Source organism: Candidatus Thiodiazotropha sp. LNASS1 (assembly GCF_964212655.1).
In the GTDB taxonomy this organism is placed as follows: Bacteria; Pseudomonadota; Gammaproteobacteria; order Chromatiales; family Chromatiaceae; genus Thiodiazotropha.
In genome coordinates this window covers 3,792,386-3,812,434 of the sequence record NZ_OZ156465.1, presented here as the reverse complement: position 1 = coordinate 3,812,434, position 20,049 = coordinate 3,792,386, and the positions used below count along the sequence as shown (strand labels likewise).

Genomic DNA, 20,049 nt, shown 5'->3' with positions numbered 1-20,049 from the left:
AGTATAAGGTGGCCTGATGGTCAATATATGCGTGAGTTGACAGATGTCCGCTTCTGGCCGAATGTAAACTGCGATAGATGTAATGGAGTAGTTAATTGGTAAATAAATTAAAAGAGTTGTTTAAACGTTCATTCGAGATATTCATTGAGTCTGATCGTGAAAGTATTCTCGGTGATGTCAATGAGAGAAATCTTTGTGGACGTTTATCCATCCACATGAGCAATCTTTTACAGGAGTATGATTTAGAGGACTACTTTGTAGACCCTGAGTACAATCGAAAGCAAGACGGAGAAATTAAAACGATTCTGGATGAAAATTATGAGGTTGTTACAATTAATTGTGACTTAATTCTTCATAGTCGTGGTAACACCGTAAATAATGATAATCTGATTGCTTTAGAAATGAAGAAGTCGAGCCGCCCGCAAGTAGAAAAAGATAATGATCGAAAGCGATTAAGAGCCTTAACGAAGTCAAGTTTCGATGATGTTTGGTCAGCAGATGGGTTGGTTCATCCTGAGCATGTCTGTAACTATAAATTGGGTATTTACTTAGAGCTAGACATTCCTTCACGAATATTTTTGTTAGAAGAGTATGGAAATGGAGTTAGGCAAGAAGCACGGAATGTTGCTTTCTAATATAAAAGATAGCCTTGAATGTCCGCTTTTGGCCGTCACCTGAAGTTGGATCTATGTGTGAATATATTTGGAGAGATGTCATGAAGAATCTGATTTACAAATCCTGGATGCTTCTACTAACTATTCTTATGATGCCAGCTGAGAGTTTCGCAAATTCATGGACCTGTCACTATGCGGAACTAACAAGGAACATGGTTATCTTCTATCCAAATGAACCCGCCAGATTGCCCTGCAAAGTCTATTATACAAAACCAGACGAAAACGTAATGCCACGTACATTATGGAAAGCTGAAAATGACGATAGTTATTGTGAGCGAAAAACTGTCGAGTTCATTAAGAAATTAGAAACGAGGGGCTGGCAGTGTTCTGGTGACAATGATCGATAACTCAGTCTATTACATAAACAATGATAACGAGAAATCGAGAGATTGGGTCAGAGAAGAATGGCACTTGCTTAAAACGAATTTCAGAGAATTTTCGTCATTCCGGCGCAGGCCGGAATCCAGGAATACCCTCACCATCAAGTATTCTGGATCCCGGCCTGCGCCGGGATGACGGTGATTCTGATATTTGGGGACACCCGCATAATTCCATAATGTTGTTCAACCGCCCTGGATGCTGATCTACTGATATTTAGGGACACCCGCATAATTCCATAATGTTGCACAACCGTCCTGGATGCTGATCTACTGTAGTGAGTTTGCTTACGTTCAGGTCATTAAATACTGCTATATTCGATCCAAGAGCCTTTGATTCCAAACAAGTGAGGAACCGATGCCGTACCGAACCTGCGCCATCGTAACAGGCGCCACCGGCGCTATTGGTGAGGCCATTGCTAAAGGATTGGCAGCCGATGGTGAGCGGGAGGTGGTGCTGGTTGTCCGCAACCAGGACAAGGCGGAACGCGCCGTGCAACGTATCCGGCGCGAAACGGGTAATTCCCATGTGCGCTTTGAGTTGGCCGACCTTTCCCGGGGCGATGCAATACGCGATCTCGCTGAACGTTGGAATGGTCCATTGCATATCCTTGTCAACAACGCAGCCATCACACCCCGTCGGCGGGAGGAATCCCCGGAGGGGGTGGAACTACAGTTCGCCACCAACGTATTGGGCTATTTTCGCATGATCCGAGCCTTCACCCCATACCTGCTCGCATCCGGAGGGGCGCAAGTGGTGAACGTGGCAAGCTACTGGGCGGGAGGACTGGACCTGGACGACCTGGAGTTTCGCCAACGTCGCTACAATAACGATACCGCCTACCGTCAGTCCAAACAGGCTGACCGTATCCTGAGCACCGCCTTTGCTGAACGTCTGGCTGACCAACAAGTTTGTGTCAACGCCTGCCATCCCGGCGACGTAAACTCAACCCTAAGCAACAACCTCGGCTTCGGCGGTCACCAGAGCCCTGAGGAGGGGGCGGATACCCCTGTCTGGCTAGCCATTGGCAGCGCCAGGACCGAGACAACGGGACGTTATTTCGAGAAACGCAAGGCAGTCCCTTGCGGATTCAGCAAAGACCGCAATACCATAAAAAGGCTGTTTGAGACCTGTGAAGCCTATGGTTGATTTTTCCACAACCGTAATCGGGCACACCCGCAAAATATAGTTGGTTATAAACTGAAGAAGAGATTGGCATCGAAACAATTAACGGGTGTCCCGGAGATTCGTCCCGGAGATTCTGTTACCTTATTGACGAGTCGGTGGGAACGAGACGCCAATGGCTGAACTTGCCATGCAAGGCTCCCAAGCAATCACTCGAAACGGTAGTCGATGGTCAGTGAATGTTCTGTCATCCCGGATACCGTAAATATGATGAAGTGTCCCTCCTCGCCCTCACGTGCGGGCGAAACGTAGATATGCCCCGGAATGGCTGGTACGCCGAACTTGTAAAAACCGGATAATGATGCCGTATTGACTTCGGCGCTATCGAGCAAGCCAATGTCTCCCAAATCAAGCACACCTTTCTGACCAGCGTTGTTGGCATTGAACTGCATGCCACCATTTTCGTCTATCGTGACATAAAAATCGCCGCCTCTGTACCGGCCGCTGTCACCGCTGCTGAAGTGGTAGCTTTCGCCGTCCACAAGCGTGATCGAACCGCGGTTAACACGTGCTTCAGAATAAGTGTCGAAGCTCAGCTTCAATTTTTCGGCGATATCCTCGACGCGGATAGCCGCATAGCGTCCGGCACTGGTCCGCAGGCAATAGGTGTGTCCTACCAGAACCCGTACAGGTTGGTCCGATAGGGGAGCTGTCGCGCATTTTTCGGCATCAACCATTCGACGTTCCATATCGACCATAACAGCACCTTCCTTCGGTTGTAGAAGTTTTTGCGAGGGGTTCGACGTGTCGAAACGAATGTCGAAGCCGCCGCGCGCCGAGCCTGTTACACCATCTAGATCGAAAACCCGGTTGTTGGTCATGAAGATCTGACCGGAAAAGTGGATGCCGGGAAGTTTCTCGCGCTCCACACAAAGACCTATGGCTGATCCGCTTCGCACCAATACTCCCTCTTTCGAACGTTGGCAATACACAGTACCGGCTGCGAACTTGCCCAAAGTGAGAAAAGTCAGATCACCCACCTTCAGCCCTGCCTCCTGTAGACGCGTGCGGGCAGCATCCAGCGACATTCCCTTCAACGCCGGCACTAGAACTCGTTCTTGCGTTCCGCTAACGGCACTACGATCCGGCTTGGAGGTAACGCCATCCGACACCTTGGGCGGAACATCCACGACTTCGGGCACCGAATCAGGTGCCATCTGGACCTGCAATAGCCAGACGCCGAGTATAATTGCCACTACCAGTGTAGTACTGGCTAGCAGTATCCAGCCCTTGCGGCCCACGCTGTGTTCGTCGACAAAACTCCGTTCGATACTTTCCACAAGCTTCGTGACATCGAAATCCCATCGCGTTTCGGTCAGTTCGATTACCTGGCGCCGCGTGAGGGGCGCGAGTTCCTCGGGCAATTCATCGGCACCGGGCAGTTCAGCGCCATCCACCAAAACAGGGACGACCTTTACATCGCGCTGTAACGCCTTGCCGATTTCGAGACGCACGAAATCATCGTCCTTATCCAACCGACGGTTACCATCCACGTCGCGGCTGTCTGACCACCGCCTGCCGATCACGGCAAGAAGCACATCGCAGCTAGTGACTGCACGTTCGATTGCCAAGTCAAATTTCTCGCCTGGCTCAATACTACCGGAAACATCCCAGAATACATTGTCCTTGCCGAAATGCGTTTGCAAACGATCGAACAAACGGCCAGCATGACCGGCACTGTCTTCGCGACGATAACTTACGAAAATCAAAGGCATTCCAATACCCTATCAGATCCAATTGTGAGAAATGGGGTCAGAGAAGAATGGCACTTACTTAAGACAAATTTCAGGATTTTCGTCATTCCGGCCTGCGCCGGGATGACAGTAATTCTTGGCATAAGCAAGTGACATTCGGGTAAAAGTGAACCTCTTTACCTTTACTCCCTTTACTCCCTTTACTCCCTTTACTCCCTTTACTCCCTTTACTTAAATACTAGGCCAATACCTACAGAGTTTTGATCTTTTGTGTAATCTGAAAGTGTACTCATGGGACCATAATGAGCTCGTAGATAAAGTGGAAGTCTAAAGTTATTATTAGGAACCCAGGGTAGAACTATATAGAAGTCAAACGAGTCAGTATCAAGTAATTCATCACCAATTGTCCATTCGAGGCCTATCTCAGAAGTGGGGAATGATGATATATTTGTATTAAAGGTATCTGAAACTATGATTTTTATTCTATCGTAGTCTTCTATATTAACTCCTTTATCTGATAGATCGCCCCAAAACACATCTGATTCATCTGATAGATAAAGCTTTGCACTCACCCATGCATTGACACATTTAAATGTGGTATCACACAGTACATTGTCTGAATGGCCTGTCCCAAAGTTAATCTTACTTTCAACTGCAATATAATTTGCACTTCTACTTATTGAGTCGAAGTATTCTTGATTTCCAGCCTCTAGCTCGACTTGCGCCCTAAATCTTCCAAAATCAGATGACTCAGGTTCCGTTATCATTTCATCTGCATTCGTACTTTGGCCATTTGATCTATGCTCAATGCTTAAATTGACCCATTCAATAGTATGTGACTCATATGATAAGGCTTTTTCAAAATGCTTCCTAAAGTTAAATGCTGGGTTGCTTAATCTATTAATTACCGGGCTTGAATCTCTTGTCCCAAGAAAAAAATCAAATTCGCCTGTAAAGGTGAAGAATATGTCGCCAATCCTTTCTTCATATGCTCTGAGGCAATCCAGTTCTGGAATATAGTCATTTTTGTTTTTTGGTTTTTTAATCGGCATGCAATGTGGGCGTAAAAAATTATAACGAAGTGAGTATCTAACCTCGAAGGAGCCATCATCGCCATCTGTGCTTTGACCTATAGCGTAGTTTGGTTTATATGAAGAGAATCGACTTTCCCGATCATCACAAAGAAAGGGTCTTTTTTTGCAATAACACTCCCTTTGTCGATCTTCACCAATAACACTAGAGCAGTCTTGTTGTTGTTCACTGGGTTCTGCTGTAAATGCGTATTGATCTGTTATTCTGCTATGTGCGTTATGAATTGAAAAATAAATGAAAATTAGTAGCAAATAATACTTGACTCCATTACTAGTAAACATCGTCGATTCTCCCTCTAGATTAATATGAATCCTTCAGAATGCATTACTTGTAAATCTTTATGAGACAGACCCCCTTTTTATTAAGATTGATGATCCATAAAATTCTTGTTCGCATTTCTCCAATCGCATTAATAATAATTATTAACATGCGATCTGTTCCATAATTAGTTGTAAATCTACTTTCTGTTACACAAATTATCATGGCTGTATGCCACTACAATCGAGGAGTATTAATATATCAGACACCTATTTTCTTGTTAACAAATCCTCAACCCAAGGAGCATAAGAAATCCCCTAAATAGTAATAAGCAAGTGTACAGAATGCTTTCCTAGGAAGAATAGTTATAGCCTTGAATAATTCAAGAAAAACAAGGCCAGGGAGGAATAGCTTTTTTTTGTGACAATTGCTCTCTGACCCCCTTTATATTCCAGCTAGGCATCAGTTCTCATCGGTGATGCTAACCCGAACATCATCCAGCCAAGCAGTACCAGCGTCATTCAACACTGCTGTAATCTGCAAATGAGCCGTATCGGCAAGGATAACGCCTGTTGCTACAATCCGTTGCCAGCTATTGGTGCCTGTGATTACTTCTGTACCGATATTTCCAATGACTTTTCGTTTGGCTTTTCGAAACACCAGATTGAGGTCGAAACCATCCGGACCCAGGTTTTCGCTTTTAATCATGTCGGTCAGTTTGATGGATTTTCCCGTGACATAATCAAGCGGTAACCATTGACTGATCATTCCCCAGGCCTGAACCAGCTTGTGTTCGATACGGTAACTGTTTTTGCCATCGGTACTGTCAGTTGTGTCGATGGATACTGCGTACGCCTGTTCTCCCGCATGCTGTGAAAACCCCCAGCCTTCAAGGTATTGATCAGACTGTTCGAAGCTCGGATTTTTCAGTGGCAGCGAAACGGCTTACGGTGGTTGGGTGTGCTGTTATTGTGACGGACTTTGGTGAGGTGGTTCGATAGCATCGCCACAGGCAGCAAACATTAACGATATAGTGACTATCAAAGAAAGAGAAAATGTGTTGTTTTTCATGATCAGTGTAGTTTACCGTTATATGCTAAGTTTTGATATTTTATTTTGATATATCTTTATATCTTCACCGCTACAAGGCTCAACTAAGAAATGGGGTCACAGAACAATTTCTTCTTATATTCGGAATAATGGGGCCAGAGAGGAATTGCCTCTAGTATAAGAAACAATTCCTCTACGATCCCTTGTATGCTCTTTGCTACCTTCAATTTCCCTCACCTCACCATCTCACTCAGCTCGGTCCTTCGATCGACAGGCTTTCGACATAGATGAGTTCACAGGCCCGGGCTCCTGTGTCCTTTCTGGATAATGAACTGCGCCAGTACCAGCCATCCGGTGCGCGGGCCTCTACCAGGTAGCCCCGCAGATGCACGATATGGCCAAGCCGCACTTCATCGAGCAAATCAGCGATAACCTCGTCTTTTGGGATCATATGCATATTGGCGCTGTTGTACTGGATCTCCCGCCTCTTCAATGGCATCTCCCGGGCGTGCCAGCGATACCAGCGTCCACCTTGACTGATCTCGATCCTGTCCAGGACATGTTCATCTGACATGGGCCCCCAACCCACGGCGAGGTCGATCGGCGCCAGTTCCGCCTCCCGGTCAAAGCTGTAATCTTCACGACCAAGCACCCGGGCAGACATCTCGAACCGGGCCATAGGTTTTATCGAGTAACCCCGATGATGGAAGACCTGCATATCATCGACGGCAATCTGAATCGGCGGCTTTGCTGCAATAACGCCTGGCCCATAACGAATCGGATCCTCGGACAGCAACCACCAAACGAGACCCGCAATCGCAGCAAATAGTATCCATCCCCTCATTCTCGGTCACACCTCCTCAGTCAGGCGACATTAATCCATATTAACGGATCAATTGCCCATGTGCTTTATAAGAATCAGCTACTTTAACGATACAAACCCAGGGCCATACTTAAATGCGCAATACCACCTGAGATCTTCGCTGGGATGGTAAGATGTCAGTATTCAAAGAACAGCCATTTCTGCTATTCTCGGTTGGTCTCCTACTGACCACGGGTTCTTTTGGTTTGATCATGAAACAAGTTTACACACTTAAAATTAACAAAACGGAAAACATTGGGATAAATGAGATACCCACGGAGCAGGTTTGGCAGTGGCTCGCCGCGGCTTGGAAAGATATTCAACAGGCACCTGGCCAGAGCCTGTTCTTCGGCACCAGTCTAACCCTGCTGAGCATTGTGATTTCCGTTGGAGTCATCGTCACCGGTAACTATTACCTGCTTCTACCGTTACTGGCGGGTTTTCTGCTGATCGCGCCATTCATCGGTATAGGTCCATACTCAATCAGCCAGCAGCTGGAGCATAACGAGAATTCCAGTCTGAAAGTGGCGAGCCTCGCTTGGTCCCAAAACAGGTTTCAGCTATTCAGTATGGGAGTGGTATTGCTGGTCAGCTTTGTTGTCTGGTTTATGCTGGCAAGACTGATATTCTTCTCTTTTTATGACGGCCAGATTCCTTCCGATTGGCAGGGATACATATCGGTGGTCCTAGGTTCCTGGGAGGGCCTCCAGATACTCTCTGTAGGCACCTTTGTCGGTGGAATGGTGGCCATCGCGGTGTTTGCCCTCAGTGCGGTTTCCATCCCAATGCTGATGGATCGTCCTGTCAGTTTCATATCCGCCATGCGTACCAGCCTGGCCGCGGTTCGCTACAACCTGGTGTCCATGCTGCTATGGGGAGGGATGCTGGTCACTATTATTTATGCCTGTTTCATGACGGCATTTCTCGGTTTTATTATCGGATTCCCCCTGGCTGCCCATGGCACCTGGCACGCTTACCGTGACCTGGTGACAATCAATGACCGTCAATTGGATTGAGGAACGACCTCCAATAATAGATCTTTGATCTATACTCCTGCTCTTGTTTCCCTGTTTCGATTAAGCGCAATTATGTCACGCGTCCTATTTTCCACAATCTGTCTCTATCTGCTCACCGGCTGTGGCGAGCAGCCGCCGGAAGCCGGGGCAATACCGGATATGCCGCGTTTCGCGGAAAAACGTCTTGCAAAGGGACGCAGTATCTGGATGGGAACCTGTCGTAACTGTCACCTCCTGGGGGTCTCAGGTGCGCCGGCTGTGACAGATACAATCGCATGGGCTCCACGGATCGAAAAAGGCGCGCCTGCCCTCTATCGGAGTGCGTTGAGCGGCATCAAGGGGGACGACGGTAAGTATCGCATGCCACCCCGGGGCGGCAATGACCGTCTCAAGGATGAACAGGTTCGCCAGGCAGTTGACTACATGATTGCTTCAGTTGAGGCCCTGGCAGATAAGTGACCGCATTCCTTTCAGGTTGCATGCATTTATTACAGGCAATTTTCAACGGATAGAGCCCATTTCAGCGTTGAGGTTAAAGCCTTACAAACCTCTTTGCCATTCCGCGCGAAGTCTCATCGACTCGGGGTGTGCGATGGCGCTTCGGACCTGGCTCAATAACCGCTCCTTGTCCTTACTCAGCACGCCTTTGAGTATCAGATAATTCGACGCATGATCGCTGCGGAATATCGTTTTTTCGAGTTCGAGTGCGGATAGCAGTATCTCCATCTCCTCGAGCAGCTGACGCAGATTCAACGCTTCGAACTCCCCGGCGTAACCCTGCACCAGACGCTGCTGCCCCTTTGGGAAGCTGACCACCAGCGTGGCGAGATATTCGGGTTGCGATTCGTTCATCAACGAAGCCGAATTGAGTGCATGCTGTTCGCTGTAGCGTACCCCGCCAAGGCCGTTCAGAATCATCACCGAACGCCTGATTCCCGCCTGCTGCAGCTTCAACAGGGCATCCAGCGAAGTTTGCCAGGTCTCGCCTTTTTCGACCCGTTCCAGCACCAGATCATCGCCGGTTTCGCAACCGACATAGACCAGATCCAGGCCCATCTGACGCAGTGCCTGCAATTCATCGACTGACTTGTTTTTGATGTTGCGCGGCAGGCAATAAGCCGATACCCGTTGGATATCGGGTAGATATTCGTTAATGGCCTGCATGATCTGATGCAATCGGCGATATGAGAGCGTCATCGCATCGCCGTCGGCGAGAAACACACGCCGCACCGGAATGTTCATGCTAACAAATTGCGCTAGCTCTTCACGGATGGCTTCGATGGGGTTGGGTTTGAATCGCTTCTGCGGTTCCGTATACATCTCACAGAAGGTGCATCTGTTCCAGGAACAGCCATTGGTGACCTGCAGGATCAATGACTCCGCTTCGCTGGGGGGACGGAAGACGGGTTCGATATAGTTTAACAACATGGGGCGATTATAGTATCAGCAAGCTTTCAAGGTTGTCAGACGAGGAACTGAACACACAAGATTGGCGGCAGATGATGGCTGATGGCCTGCCAGGTGTCGCCCTGATCCTCGCTGACCCAGAGTGAGCCTGTGGTGCTGCCGAAGGCGAGCCTTTCACCCGGGTCATCGACCGCCAGAGCATGCCGATAGACCAGGTCGTAGGCGTGGGTCTGCGGCAGGCCGGTAGCGAGGACTTCGAACCGTTCGCCACCGTTGCGGGTGCGGGTAACCACCAGCCGCCCATCAACGGGAATGCGCTGCTCATCCTTTTGGGCGGGGACGAACCAGGCGGTGTCGGGATCGGTGGGGTGTACCGCAACCGCAAAACCGAAACCGGATGGATGGACATCCTCCAGCTCCCGCCAGCGCCTGCCTCCGTCGTCACTGACGAAGATGCCGTTATGGTGCTGCATCCAGAGGCGGTCCGGAGAAGCGGGACAATGCACGATGCGATGGGGATCCTGGGTGAGTGGATCGGCTGCCTGGTCAGGCGGCATATAGGCGCTGCGCAGACCCTCGCCGATCAGTTCCCAGTTGGCCCCGCTGTCGGTTGTGGTCCAGACCCCGCCAACCGATACACCGACCGTGACATGGGCCTGATCGCGGGGATCGACCAAGATCGAGTGGATGCCGGCGAAGTCGTAGCCACCACCCATCCATTGCCTGCGTCTAGGGTCGTCCCACAGGGCCCGCATCAGTGTCCAACTGTCGCCACCGTCGGTGGAACGGAAGAGACCGCCGGGGATGACACCGCACCAGAGTTCCCCGGGCATGCCTGCCGCCAGGGACCAGATCTTCTGGGTGCTCCAGGGGATCTCAAGGCCGCGGAAAGGATCCTTGTCCTCCAGACCGTCCGGCTTGTCGGGATAGGCGGGCACCGATGCCTCGATCCAGTTGTCGCCGTCGTCCCGGGAACGCTGCATTTTGACGCCGAAATGGCCCAAGTCCAGAGCGGCATGGATGTGACCGCTGCCCGGCACCGCCAATACCGTGGAAACCGGATCACCTAAAAACCAGCTCCGCTCGATCTCCCAGCACCCCTCGCCTACCCGTACCACGCGAAACAGTCCTTTATGCGTTCCCACCAGTAAACGATCACCCATGGTCTAGCCTCCCGAGAGTGCCTGAATGACGAAGACCTCGCTTTCCGATCCCAATGCGTCGCTCAATCGCCGCCGGTCATGCAGACCCCGGCCATCCACCATCACGATGACATGGTTACGCACCGCCCCCTGATCATCCAGCACATAGCTCCGCACGTCCGGCCACTGGCTGAAATAACAGTCGAAGAGCTGGGCCACCGTCGCCGCCTCGAAGGCCGCGTCCGGGCAAGGGGTGTGGCGTGTGAGATTGGAGGTAAACGAGAGCGTCGGCATAGGTTGAATGGTAGACAAATAACCGGCCGAAATAACATGCTCTCACTACGGTTGATGATATTCAGGCTATTACCCCATTACCCATACAGATGCCATCGCGATGACGACCGGACAGCCACTCAACTCGGATCCGTTCCCATTTAACCGTTCCAGGGCCGGGACGCATCCCCAATCAGCAGGTTTATCGCTATGCAATCAACTGTGATAAGCAATGAGGTAAATTTCAATCGATGATATTGACGCAGTCGCCCCCTTCACAACCACCGCTTGAGTCATACACAGTACTGGGGCTGACGTAGGATCCGCCACCCCAGGAACCGCCACGTGAACTTTGTGCATCCCTGTAGGTATTCCCCCGGTGCATGGGATTATTGGCATTGACCCAGTTGCCATAGCCATCCATCAGATAGTCTCCCGGAATGACATAGCCGTAGACCTGCATGGATAAGGCGCACTCCTGCTGAGTCATCGGACGACCATTCACCGTTGCATTACAGGCTGCCAGGGCTGTATCGCTTGATATAACAATCATTGTTGCCAGCGCACCGGTAAAAAGAACGACTCGGTTAATATAAGTCATATTCTATATCTCCTTATGCTGATGTCTGGTTCAGCTTGCAGACATAACGAACCAGTTTATTGTCCATGTATCGGCAAAAACATATCCAAATGGCCGGCTGCCATGAATCACTCGGCACAATTCACTACTCGCCACCCGGTTGGCATTTTCGGAATTCCGATGCAACCACTATATACAGCAGGAAATATTTTGTTAGGTGAATATTACCATTCAAAAGAACGTAAACGGGGTCAGCGGAAATTGCTTATTAAATCAGAGTCAATTGCTCTCTGACCCTCTTTATCGTAAAAAAACCTCTGGTAAACGACGACTACATCACTTCGGCAAGATAAGCGCCCAACTTCATATCCGCAACCAGGATATGCTCGGTCAGCCAATGCTCCAGAAACTCAAAATCCTTGTTCGCGATCTGTCTATCTGTCTGCAGGAATTTCTGCTGCAGCTCTTTGGCGCTTTCAATTAAATTCCGATGTTCCGTCTTGTGCTCTTCAAATTCTTCATAGGCATACTTCAGCATCAAGCGCTCTTCATGCCTGAAGTGCCAGACGGTGCAACATATCAGTTCTTCCAATACCGCCTCTTGATAGTCCGCTGGATCCCCATCCGCTACAGCATGATTGAGAATATTGAACAGATCCACCAGTCTGCGATGGTCTTCGTCGATCTCATCGACCTCGACACTTAGTGTTTTGTTCCAAACCAAATCTTTCATAATCACTTCTCCACTTGACGTGACTTTAAGCAATTATCTATCCAAGCTGTCTTTTTGATAGCTTACGTCTTTTATTCGTCTATCAGAACAGGCGAATCGGTAACCCTATTTGCCATTTTCGTGCAGCTCTATTCACTCTTTAACAAAATAATCCCGAATACGCCTTACCCTATATCAAGTGCTCTTGGTTGGGATAAATCAGAGTAAATACCTGTGGTATAGAGTTGGAAATATTCCGTCATAATGACGACTACGCATCATGGGCGTGTCGCACACGACGAACAATCAGGTCAGAGTCATTTTTTACGCCGGCCCGGCATTCTGCAGAATTCACCGGTCAGTGTGCGGACAATGGTTTTTCTAAAAAGAGGGCTGGCATCAGCTAATTGGCCTGCTCTTCCTGACCTGCGAGCTTCATACGGTAGTCATTCAGCAGCACCTCTGCCTGCCGGACCTCCTCGGCCGACATCACCGATGCAGCTGTCTGCTGGAAACGTTCTCCATATTTATCACCGGACTCCTTGCTCAAACCAAACCACACATAGGCCATACTGTAATCCCTCTTGGTGCCGAGACCATAGAGATACATACTGCCAAGCTTCCCATAGGCGCGACTGTCACCGGCCAACGCCGCTGCCCGATACTCGGCAAAGGCGGCATTCCGGTCACCCTTGCGATTCGCCGCCTCACCCTCTTCAAATCCGGCAATAGCTGATGTGAGCGGCATTATCAAAATTATTAGGAGGAGTATTGATCTGATTATCATGATGTTTATCCTGATAAGGCTGAAATGGGTATTTGGGACAATGCCCCACCATTGGCAAAAGGGAAATCAGTAACAATCCCAATATCACCACACTCTGCCTGTTCGAGAAAATCAGCCTGGACATGCAATCTGATGATCACTCAAAAAGACAACTCTTTACATGAAAAAGGTTCCTGAGCCATTTAAAATTGTCAATGATATCTCTACATTCCACACTTATGATCGCGTATACTATCCCGGCAACCAGAAGATGCCGATATATGCCCGATACCCGATGAAAGCCTATTTCAACCCGCTTCATTGCATTCCGATCACAGGCTAACCATGAGTCCCAAACTACGTGTAGTAAAGCAACACCATCGCTGTGCCCACTGTCTGTTCCGGCGTTTTTTCGTCAATGTCGGACTCAATTGTGACCAAATAGACCAAGCTGGACAGACCACCACCACCAATATCGGTCCCTATCTTCCCGGTGAGTATATCTACCGTGCGGGAGAATCCTGTAATGCGCTATATGTCGTCCATGCCGGCACCGTCAAGACAGAGACGGTCACATTCGATGGGGATCTGCATATCAGCGGTTTCTACATGGCAGGGGAACTGTTCGGCGCGGATGGCATCCACCAGCGCAGATTCGCCACGGATGCCCTGGCCATCGAAAAAACCTGGGTATGTGAACTGACCTTCGACAATTGGGCGATCCTGGCGAAGGAATATCCCGACCTGCAGAACCAGTTGATAGCCGAATTGGGCCGAGTGATCGCACATAAAGAGCATGAAGCCCTATCCACCCATCACCATTTGTTGGCACAAAGGCTGATGGGGTTCCTGACCGATCTTCTGCATCGTGTGAGGGTTCGGCAGGGCAATCAGACAAACGAAATCAAATTGACCATGACAAAAACCGATATCGCACGCTACCTGGGCGCCACACCGGAATCGATCAGCCGAATGCTGGGCAAGCTCGACAAAGCAGGATATATCGTCAATTCAAAGCGTCGAATTCGCATCCTCAAGGACTCTATCGATCTGGATATCGCTATCTGACCTATAGAGATCCGGCTTATCATCATACAAATGAAGCTGAACCGTCACACGCTTAGCGTGTTGACAGAACCAGGGGGGGTAATAGGGCCATTATTCAGTTAGTATTGCTCTAGACTAACCTCTTACCTCAGGCGGGATAACCAGTTGAAACAGCGCACACCTTTCCAAAAAATCCTGATGGCCATTGCATTCATCAGCTATTTCACCGGTATCCTCTGCGGAGCGGCTGCCCTCTATTTCGGAGAGGGAGGCCAGGATCCCGTCACGGCCAGTCTGATGGCCAGCATTGTATTCTTTGTGGGCGTCGGTATCGTATTGCAGGTAATCGGCAGCAGCAATCTGCCCGATTTAAAAATCAACAGATAACCCTGACTGAAGAAAGACATCAGACCCAATCATCCTCCGATGTCCAGCAACCTTTGTAGACGAGGCAAATTGATTGAACCTGAAATTGATTTTCAATGGCGAACTAAAACTCTAATTCGGGCCGGCAGACAATACTAACGACATTCACCGGATTACACGGGGCCTTTAACCAAAACGGAATATGTCGTGGTGTTTCTCTCTTCGGCTGCCACTTCGCGCGCATAGACGTCAGCCATCTCCTGCACCACACCATCGGCAAGCTCTTTTTCTACAGCATCGCGCACATCGACCACGATAAGATCGATATTAAGAGACTCCCCCGCCAGGGGATGGTCGGCATCCACCGTGATTTCATCCTCATCGACTTCGATCACGGTCACCGGTTTCCGGTTTGTCGGCGCACCGGCACTGAAGGTCATACCCACTTCCACCTCGCCGTCATGGTTAAAGCGGTCACGCGGGATCACACGAATGAGTTCTTCGTTTCTGGGACCATAAGCCTCATCCGCTTCCAATACAAACTCCCGCCTGTCTCCCACCTGGCAACCCTCAATCCGCTTTTCGATGGCGGGGAAAACCGTCTCGCGTCCCTGGATGAAGGAGAGTGGATCGCTGTAGTCGCTGCTGTCGACAAGCTCATTTTTGGCGTCCATCATGCGATATTCGATGGTGACGACCTTATCCCGCTCGACTCTCATCAGTGCTCTCCTTTGGTCCTGCGGATACCGGCCAGGCGATTACCCTGCTTCTGTGGTCCGCCACGGGGAAATATGTCATGCAGATAACGGTTGTTGCCACGCGACGGGCCCCACACCTGTTTGAAGTGTTTGATCATGTCCCGTACCTGGGCCTGCACCCTATGCATCTGGTAGTAGTCCCGGATGTAACGGATAACGTCCCAGTGATCCTCTGTAATCTCCAAACGCTCTTTTTTCGCAAGCGCGTAGACATACCCCACTGTCCAATCGTCCATATCCTGGATATAGCCCTCCTGGTCGGTGGCTATCCGTTTGCCGTCGACGTCGAGGTATTCGACTCGGGTAGCGTAAGGGTTGGTACTCATACTGCTTCAAACAACATGGACATCCGCTTCAATAACGCTGCTGATGAATCAACATATCCGTGTTGTGACACCCAGCTTTTTAGTGTTTTGTCAGGATTGTCTTAGCTGCCACGTTTTGGGTATTTCTTGTCGAGTTATCAACTGGCAAGATAGTACCGCACAAGTAAATAACAGCTGCACGAGGCTCCGATAAGAACACGTTCCACGTGCGATACTCGTATTATTTGTAGGCAGTAACCACGATGGACGCACAACAACCTGAAGCACCCTGGGCCAGACTGTTCGAGCTTGCCATTCTCCTCACGTTCGGGGCTCTGATCTTCACCCTCTACAGCCTGGGCTATCTGGACCGTATTCTCGGTAACACCTTAACTCTCTGGTTTTTCGGCATTATCCTGTCCATTGTCTTGCTGGTGGAGGCCTTCGCCTTTAGCGGCCGAAAGACCGATGCGCACTTCTGGTCCTGGCTGACAACCGGTCTGGGTATGCTCGGTACGGTACTGGGCTTTTCCATAGCCCTGGCCGGTATCGATGTCAGAGACCTGCAGGATGCCGCCACCCTCTCTGCTGAGATCGGCCAGTTTCTGAAGTCTGTCTCCTTCGCCATCGACACCACCATGATCGGCTTGTCTGCGGCCATGATCATGGAAGCCATGAACAAAATCCGGGATATGCTCTACGGCCCCGCCAGATCGGAAGAGCCAGTATCTGAGGAAGAGTAAATCATGACCCGTCCACGCGAAGACAGCATGTCCATTGTTTTTCGTGACCTGCTGATTCTGCTGGCACTGCTGATGCTCACTCTGGTTGTGTTGCTGATCCCCCTTATCAAGGTCCAGCAGGAGAGCACCCGGACCGAGATAGAGAAAGCCGCCGGTGACATGATTGCCGAGATCACCTGGGCGCCTGACAGCCCCGCCGATATCGACCTCTGGGCCAACGCCCCCAAAAAAAATGAAAACGTCGGCTATGCCTCACCCTACGGAGAGATATTCAACCTGGTACGTGACGACCTGGGTCGCGATGTGGACTTCTCGGGACTCAACTACGAGTTCATCTTCTCTCGCGGCATCCCGGACGGACGCTACCGTTTTTCCATTGTTTACTACAGCGACAACGGTATGGGCAATACCCCGGTGGATGTCAATATTTCCATTCGATATAGGGAAGGACGTCTTATGCATGTCGTCTACGAAGAGAGGATGACTTTGGAATATCCCGGTCAGGAGAAAGGCGTCATCTCATTTGAGATGCGGGACCGGCAACTGATAGAGGAGAGTAAATCCTTTGAGCCGTTCGAAATCTTCCACGGCACATTGAGAAGACTGGAAAAATAATCATATGTTAAACGATCCACTGACTGCCAAGTACCTGTTTCTTTTTCTCATCGCAATTTGGGGCGTACTGGTAATCATCTCTGCAGGTCGCCGTTATGGTGGTTATATTCTGGGCACCCTCTTTTTCCTGTTGATTGCCTATATCGCTTTGGGTTCCGGCTTCTCCATTCGTATTCCATACCTGCATGACAAGATGGAGATCCTGGTCTACACAATTCACAACGAACGCGTGCATGCCCTCGCCCACCCGCTGGGGAAACCGGGTGAACCCCTGCATATCGTCTTCAGCATCGACCAGGATACGGAAGGCGGCGGGAAAATGCGTAAAACCTTTTTCGATGCGGTTCGTGCCCGCGAGGGTAGACGTCACAAGACCAATATCATCATTGATATGCGTGGCTACATGACGGACCAGGGTGACTACAAATACGAGGCAGCGCCCGCCTTCCCACCCAAGCAATAAAATAGTAAGGAATCAAAGTCACTGCTGTTCCCATTAATTCTAGCTTCCCATATCATGGCTCAGGAGAATATGTCAGTTTGATTCACGATCTGAATCATCGTTTTGATTGGCTGCCACCAAGGCACGTACATGCGCCAGTATGGACAGCTCATCCCAGTCAATGCCTCCCACCACACGTGCCACAATCTGTCCCTTCGCATTGACGATATATGAGGTAGGGAGAGCCAGCACCCGCCATTGCCGCAGCATACTGGAGTCCTGGTCCAGGAGAACGGGGAGTGTAACGGAACGTTGCACTAAAAACCGTTCGATGACCTCACGAGTTTCACCGCTGTTGACTGTAAGAACGGTGATATTCTCTTCATCAAGGATCTCAGCCGCCCGTTGCAAATCCGGCAGCTCTTTGATGCAGGGCACACACCAGGTCGCCCAAAAACTGATTATATAAGCCTGGTCCCTGTAATCGGACTTTTCGTGTATCCGCCCAGTTAAATCCGGCAGGGAAAAGTCAGACGCAGATTTTGGATCCGAGTAGGTGCGTATACCTAATCCCGCAGACCAGGAGGCTGTAGAGGCAAATATGAGATAGAGCACAACAAGTATTGAACTTTTCATTCAAATCCACCTCAAGCAGCTTAACCTGGGTTCAGCTGAAAACTGAACCCAGCGCCAATTTCAAATTGGCTTAACCTATGGTTCAATTGACTTTCTGTCCAGGAAAGGCCAAACCATCTCTGTAGAGCGCTTCATATTCGAAATCCGCCTGTTTCTGCGTCCACACCGTGACATACTTACCACCCTTCTTCACGCTAAATTCAGAAACCTTGATGGAATTGAATCTCGGATGTTTTTCACCTTTGATCTGAACGTTATCGAGAACGTATCTGACTTTGATATCCCTTGACAGGTTAGGCATGAAGAGATAATCACCCTCACCTACCATCAAGACAAAATCGGACTCGAGCGCGATATGCGGATCAAGTTTCTCAACTGGACAAGAGTCGCCGTTGTGTGCGCACTCATGGCCATTTATCGTACCAGTGAATGTTTCAGCATTAACCCACATGGGCGCAGCAAAAAGTGCGGCCAGTGGCAACACCGTTTTAATCCAACCAAATGATAGGGATTTCATTCAAGTACCCTCCTCTGTTGTTAAACAAGTTTGTAAATATAAGAACTACAACCGGGAGCATTCTTCTGAAACGGCATCGGATACTCCCGTCACAATCACTTACGCAGCGGAGGGAAAAACGGTTTCAATATAATTGGAAAAAGTGGCTATATACAACTTAGTAAAGATCTGTACGGACAGGGATGAATCAGATTGCGAGCAGAGACTATCACACCAAAACATCATTCTCGGTTAAGTGCCGCTCCATTGGCAAAATCAAAATCACAGAGGCGGTATTTAGTTGCCGTAAGATGGCAGTACATGACTCGTACAGAGTTTCAGCAACTCAGAGATGGATGATTTCATTTATTTGATTTAAGTCGGAACAAGACTTACCAATTGAGTGGCAGACATGCTGTAGTGGGTCGTGATGGCCTCGCTGTATGATGTGGACAGACACATGCTGAAAATATCTCTACAAGGGACTCTGATCCTTGTTAATTCGATATGACAAATTGTCAGTATCCAGTGTAAAGACTGCCAATCTGTCAAGTATTTAAAAATAAACATTCTTTTACAGCTGCCTGCCATCAATCATATCCCACCCTAAATCTCTTGTGTAAATTATTTATAAATCAAGGGCATATCATCACTTTAGTTTCCCGGTGCAGAAACCGAATCGTCTCATGGTGTGTTTTTTGCACGCAGCTTATGCCGATTAGGCACATTAAAACAGCAGCTTACAAAATTAAAATTACACTATTTGGAGATCGAATCATGAAGAAACTAGCCTCAATCATCACTCTCTCATTGGCCCTCTCAAGTGCATCAGTTGCGTTTGCGGATAAACAGTCAGGAATGAGCGGGATGTCCGGCATGGGCGGTATGAGCGGGATGTCCGGTATGAGCGGCATGTCCGGTATGGGTGGCATGAGCGGCATGTCCGGTATGGGTGGCATGAGCGGGATGTCCGGTATGGGTGGCATGAGCGGGATGTCCGGTATGGGTGGCATGGGCGGGATGTCCGGTATGGGTGGCATGAGCGGGATGTCCGGTATGGGAGGCATGAGCGGGATGTCCGGCATGAGTGGTATGTCGGGGATGTATGGTACCTATAAGGTTACACCTCAAGGTGTCCATCTTTATCCTGTTGGAATGTCTGGCATGAGTGGCATGTCCGGTATGGGTGGCATGAGCGGCATGTCCGGCATGGGTGGCATGAGCGGCATGTCCGGCATGGGTGGCATGAGCGGCATGTCCGGCATGGGTGGCATGAGCGGCATGTCCGGCATGGGCGGTATGAGCGGGATGTCCGGCATGGGTGGCATGAGCGGGATGTCCGGCATGGGTGGCATGGGAGGCATGTCCGGCCAATAATGGAGCAATACAAAAACGACCAATAATATCAATAATATGCAGCTAACTGACTGGCGCTTAGCACAAAAAGTGAGCGTAAAGAGACACGCAGCATTGTTAAGGTCTCTTATTGTTAATGGGTAGATGTGAGAAAAAATAAAAAAAGTTGTGCAACAAAAAACTAGATTAACTAGTC

The 20,049-nt window shown here is 49.5% G+C and carries 24 protein-coding genes and 1 pseudogene; 9 read left to right on the top strand and 16 right to left on the bottom strand.

Translation table 11 applies throughout. The features are described 5' to 3' along the window. The first annotated feature begins 95 nt into the window (after window positions 1-95). Window positions 96-635 carry a hypothetical protein gene (locus AB8516_RS16980; RefSeq protein WP_369162423.1) on the top strand — a complete coding sequence of 180 codons (540 nt, stop codon included), beginning with the start codon at window positions 96-98 and terminating at the stop codon, window positions 633-635. Between the two features lie 774 nt (window positions 636-1,409). Next, the gene (locus tag AB8516_RS16975; RefSeq protein ID WP_369162422.1) at window positions 1,410-2,201 is read left to right on the top strand and encodes an SDR family NAD(P)-dependent oxidoreductase; all 792 of its coding nucleotides are present in this window, start codon (window positions 1,410-1,412) and stop codon (window positions 2,199-2,201) included. Between the two features lie 185 nt (window positions 2,202-2,386). Here AB8516_RS16975 and AB8516_RS16970 read toward each other — a convergent pair whose 3' ends face one another. From AB8516_RS16970 to AB8516_RS16955, 4 genes are all read right to left on the bottom strand, one after another. Continuing rightward, on the bottom strand, window positions 2,387-3,952 hold the full coding sequence (locus AB8516_RS16970) for a TIR domain-containing protein (RefSeq protein WP_369162421.1): 1,566 nt from the start codon (window positions 3,950-3,952) through the stop codon (window positions 2,387-2,389). A gap of 206 nt (window positions 3,953-4,158) precedes the next feature. Continuing rightward, on the bottom strand, window positions 4,159-5,304 hold the full coding sequence (locus AB8516_RS16965; RefSeq protein ID WP_369162420.1) for a hypothetical protein: 1,146 nt from the start codon (window positions 5,302-5,304) through the stop codon (window positions 4,159-4,161). A 439-nt stretch (window positions 5,305-5,743) separates the two neighbouring features. Beyond that, window positions 5,744-6,049, bottom strand: a complete 306-nt coding sequence (locus AB8516_RS16960; RefSeq protein ID WP_369162419.1) for a hypothetical protein — start codon at window positions 6,047-6,049, stop codon at window positions 5,744-5,746. 532 nt (window positions 6,050-6,581) lie between these two features. After that, window positions 6,582-7,175 carry a hypothetical protein gene (locus AB8516_RS16955; RefSeq protein ID WP_369162418.1) on the bottom strand — a complete coding sequence of 198 codons (594 nt, stop codon included), beginning with the start codon at window positions 7,173-7,175 and terminating at the stop codon, window positions 6,582-6,584. A gap of 230 nt (window positions 7,176-7,405) precedes the next feature. Between AB8516_RS16955 and AB8516_RS16950 the strand changes: the two genes are divergently transcribed. Together AB8516_RS16950 and AB8516_RS16945 are read left to right on the top strand one after the other, a co-directional pair. Beyond that, window positions 7,406-8,209: a DUF2189 domain-containing protein gene (locus tag AB8516_RS16950; protein WP_369162417.1), complete on the top strand. Its 804-nt coding sequence runs from the start codon at window positions 7,406-7,408 to the stop codon at window positions 8,207-8,209. Between the two features lie 72 nt (window positions 8,210-8,281). Beyond that, window positions 8,282-8,668, top strand: coding sequence for a cytochrome c5 family protein (locus tag AB8516_RS16945; RefSeq protein ID WP_369162416.1), 387 nt, complete (start codon window positions 8,282-8,284; stop codon window positions 8,666-8,668). An 81-nt stretch (window positions 8,669-8,749) separates the two neighbouring features. On the opposite strand, the gene AB8516_RS16940 is transcribed toward AB8516_RS16945, so the two are convergent. The 6 genes from AB8516_RS16940 to AB8516_RS16915 form a co-directional block, all read right to left on the bottom strand. Continuing rightward, complete coding sequence (locus tag AB8516_RS16940) at window positions 8,750-9,637, bottom strand: radical SAM protein (RefSeq protein WP_369162415.1); 888 nt, start codon at window positions 9,635-9,637, stop codon at window positions 8,750-8,752. 35 nt (window positions 9,638-9,672) lie between these two features. Continuing rightward, a complete protein-coding gene (locus AB8516_RS16935; RefSeq protein WP_369162414.1) occupies window positions 9,673-10,779 on the bottom strand; it encodes a WD40/YVTN/BNR-like repeat-containing protein in 1,107 nt (368 codons plus the stop codon). A gap of 3 nt (window positions 10,780-10,782) precedes the next feature. Continuing rightward, window positions 10,783-11,070, bottom strand: a complete 288-nt coding sequence (locus tag AB8516_RS16930; RefSeq protein ID WP_369162413.1) for a MoaD/ThiS family protein — start codon at window positions 11,068-11,070, stop codon at window positions 10,783-10,785. Window positions 11,071-11,275: 205 nt separating this feature from the next. Then, the gene (locus AB8516_RS16925; protein WP_369162412.1) at window positions 11,276-11,632 is read right to left on the bottom strand and encodes a hypothetical protein; all 357 of its coding nucleotides are present in this window, start codon (window positions 11,630-11,632) and stop codon (window positions 11,276-11,278) included. A gap of 310 nt (window positions 11,633-11,942) precedes the next feature. Continuing rightward, on the bottom strand, window positions 11,943-12,344 hold the full coding sequence (locus AB8516_RS16920) for a bacteriohemerythrin (RefSeq protein WP_108340465.1): 402 nt from the start codon (window positions 12,342-12,344) through the stop codon (window positions 11,943-11,945). Between the two features lie 382 nt (window positions 12,345-12,726). After that, window positions 12,727-13,071, bottom strand: coding sequence for an SEL1-like repeat protein (locus AB8516_RS16915; RefSeq protein WP_369162411.1), 345 nt, complete (start codon window positions 13,069-13,071; stop codon window positions 12,727-12,729). A 363-nt stretch (window positions 13,072-13,434) separates the two neighbouring features. Here AB8516_RS16915 and AB8516_RS16910 point away from each other — a divergent pair, with 363 nt between their 5' ends. Together AB8516_RS16910 and AB8516_RS16905 are read left to right on the top strand one after the other, a co-directional pair. Beyond that, window positions 13,435-14,157, top strand: a complete 723-nt coding sequence (locus tag AB8516_RS16910) for a Crp/Fnr family transcriptional regulator (protein WP_369162410.1) — start codon at window positions 13,435-13,437, stop codon at window positions 14,155-14,157. Window positions 14,158-14,301: 144 nt separating this feature from the next. Further along, window positions 14,302-14,523: a hemerythrin family protein gene (locus AB8516_RS16905; RefSeq protein WP_108340462.1), complete on the top strand. Its 222-nt coding sequence runs from the start codon at window positions 14,302-14,304 to the stop codon at window positions 14,521-14,523. 152 nt (window positions 14,524-14,675) lie between these two features. Here the strand turns inward: AB8516_RS16905 and AB8516_RS16900 are convergent, their stop codons facing one another. Both AB8516_RS16900 and AB8516_RS16895 read right to left on the bottom strand, forming a co-directional pair. Further along, window positions 14,676-15,221: a peptidylprolyl isomerase gene (locus AB8516_RS16900; protein ID WP_369162409.1), complete on the bottom strand. Its 546-nt coding sequence runs from the start codon at window positions 15,219-15,221 to the stop codon at window positions 14,676-14,678. Further along, complete coding sequence (locus tag AB8516_RS16895; protein ID WP_369162408.1) at window positions 15,221-15,586, bottom strand: TusE/DsrC/DsvC family sulfur relay protein; 366 nt, start codon at window positions 15,584-15,586, stop codon at window positions 15,221-15,223. Before AB8516_RS16895 ends, AB8516_RS16900 begins: the two co-directional genes overlap by 1 nt. A gap of 242 nt (window positions 15,587-15,828) precedes the next feature. On the opposite strand from AB8516_RS16895, the gene AB8516_RS16890 reads away from it, so the two are divergent. From AB8516_RS16890 to AB8516_RS16880, 3 genes are read left to right on the top strand one after another with little or no spacing between them, the layout of a single operon-like run. After that, window positions 15,829-16,308, top strand: a complete 480-nt coding sequence (locus tag AB8516_RS16890; protein WP_369162407.1) for a hypothetical protein — start codon at window positions 15,829-15,831, stop codon at window positions 16,306-16,308. A gap of 3 nt (window positions 16,309-16,311) precedes the next feature. After that, the gene (locus tag AB8516_RS16885) at window positions 16,312-16,923 is read left to right on the top strand and encodes a hypothetical protein (protein WP_369162406.1); all 612 of its coding nucleotides are present in this window, start codon (window positions 16,312-16,314) and stop codon (window positions 16,921-16,923) included. A gap of 4 nt (window positions 16,924-16,927) precedes the next feature. Next, window positions 16,928-17,386, top strand: coding sequence for a hypothetical protein (locus tag AB8516_RS16880; RefSeq protein WP_369162405.1), 459 nt, complete (start codon window positions 16,928-16,930; stop codon window positions 17,384-17,386). Between the two features lie 72 nt (window positions 17,387-17,458). Here AB8516_RS16880 and AB8516_RS16875 read toward each other — a convergent pair whose 3' ends face one another. The 4 genes and pseudogenes from AB8516_RS16875 to AB8516_RS16860 all read right to left on the bottom strand — a co-directional run bounded on the left by AB8516_RS16875 (window position 17,459) and on the right by AB8516_RS16860 (window position 19,887). Continuing rightward, window positions 17,459-18,001: a TlpA family protein disulfide reductase gene (locus AB8516_RS16875; protein WP_369162404.1), complete on the bottom strand. Its 543-nt coding sequence runs from the start codon at window positions 17,999-18,001 to the stop codon at window positions 17,459-17,461. Window positions 18,002-18,083: 82 nt separating this feature from the next. Then, window positions 18,084-18,518 (bottom strand): hypothetical protein, encoded by a 435-nt coding sequence (locus AB8516_RS16870; RefSeq protein ID WP_369162403.1) that lies wholly within the window; start codon window positions 18,516-18,518, stop codon window positions 18,084-18,086. Between the two features lie 778 nt (window positions 18,519-19,296). Next, window positions 19,297-19,527, bottom strand: a pseudogene (locus AB8516_RS16865) (hypothetical protein); the annotation flags it as partial. Between the two features lie 90 nt (window positions 19,528-19,617). Further along, the gene (locus AB8516_RS16860; protein ID WP_369163321.1) at window positions 19,618-19,887 is read right to left on the bottom strand and encodes a DUF4573 domain-containing protein; all 270 of its coding nucleotides are present in this window, start codon (window positions 19,885-19,887) and stop codon (window positions 19,618-19,620) included. Window positions 19,888-20,049: the final 162 nt, after the last annotated feature.

Coding starts and splice junctions, on each gene's coding strand:
- AB8516_RS16975 (WP_369162422.1), top strand. CDS start 1,410: ATGCCGTACCGAACCTGCGCCATCGTAACAGGCGCCACCGGCGCTATT.
- AB8516_RS16970 (WP_369162421.1), bottom strand. CDS start 3,952: ATGCCTTTGATTTTCGTAAGTTATCGTCGCGAAGACAGTGCCGGTCAT.
- AB8516_RS16965 (WP_369162420.1), bottom strand. CDS start 5,304: ATGTTTACTAGTAATGGAGTCAAGTATTATTTGCTACTAATTTTCATT.
- AB8516_RS16960 (WP_369162419.1), bottom strand. CDS start 6,049: ATGATCAGTCAATGGTTACCGCTTGATTATGTCACGGGAAAATCCATC.
- AB8516_RS16955 (WP_369162418.1), bottom strand. CDS start 7,175: ATGAGGGGATGGATACTATTTGCTGCGATTGCGGGTCTCGTTTGGTGG.
- AB8516_RS16950 (WP_369162417.1), top strand. CDS start 7,406: ATGAAACAAGTTTACACACTTAAAATTAACAAAACGGAAAACATTGGG.
- AB8516_RS16945 (WP_369162416.1), top strand. CDS start 8,282: ATGTCACGCGTCCTATTTTCCACAATCTGTCTCTATCTGCTCACCGGC.
- AB8516_RS16940 (WP_369162415.1), bottom strand. CDS start 9,637: ATGTTGTTAAACTATATCGAACCCGTCTTCCGTCCCCCCAGCGAAGCG.
- AB8516_RS16935 (WP_369162414.1), bottom strand. CDS start 10,779: ATGGGTGATCGTTTACTGGTGGGAACGCATAAAGGACTGTTTCGCGTG.
- AB8516_RS16925 (WP_369162412.1), bottom strand. CDS start 11,632: ATGACTTATATTAACCGAGTCGTTCTTTTTACCGGTGCGCTGGCAACA.
- AB8516_RS16920 (WP_108340465.1), bottom strand. CDS start 12,344: ATGAAAGATTTGGTTTGGAACAAAACACTAAGTGTCGAGGTCGATGAG.
- AB8516_RS16915 (WP_369162411.1), bottom strand. CDS start 13,071: ATGCCGCTCACATCAGCTATTGCCGGATTTGAAGAGGGTGAGGCGGCG.
- AB8516_RS16910 (WP_369162410.1), top strand. CDS start 13,435: ATGAGTCCCAAACTACGTGTAGTAAAGCAACACCATCGCTGTGCCCAC.
- AB8516_RS16900 (WP_369162409.1), bottom strand. CDS start 15,221: ATGAGAGTCGAGCGGGATAAGGTCGTCACCATCGAATATCGCATGATG.
- AB8516_RS16895 (WP_369162408.1), bottom strand. CDS start 15,586: ATGAGTACCAACCCTTACGCTACCCGAGTCGAATACCTCGACGTCGAC.
- AB8516_RS16890 (WP_369162407.1), top strand. CDS start 15,829: ATGGACGCACAACAACCTGAAGCACCCTGGGCCAGACTGTTCGAGCTT.
- AB8516_RS16885 (WP_369162406.1), top strand. CDS start 16,312: ATGACCCGTCCACGCGAAGACAGCATGTCCATTGTTTTTCGTGACCTG.
- AB8516_RS16880 (WP_369162405.1), top strand. CDS start 16,928: ATGTTAAACGATCCACTGACTGCCAAGTACCTGTTTCTTTTTCTCATC.
- AB8516_RS16875 (WP_369162404.1), bottom strand. CDS start 18,001: ATGAAAAGTTCAATACTTGTTGTGCTCTATCTCATATTTGCCTCTACA.
- AB8516_RS16870 (WP_369162403.1), bottom strand. CDS start 18,518: ATGAAATCCCTATCATTTGGTTGGATTAAAACGGTGTTGCCACTGGCC.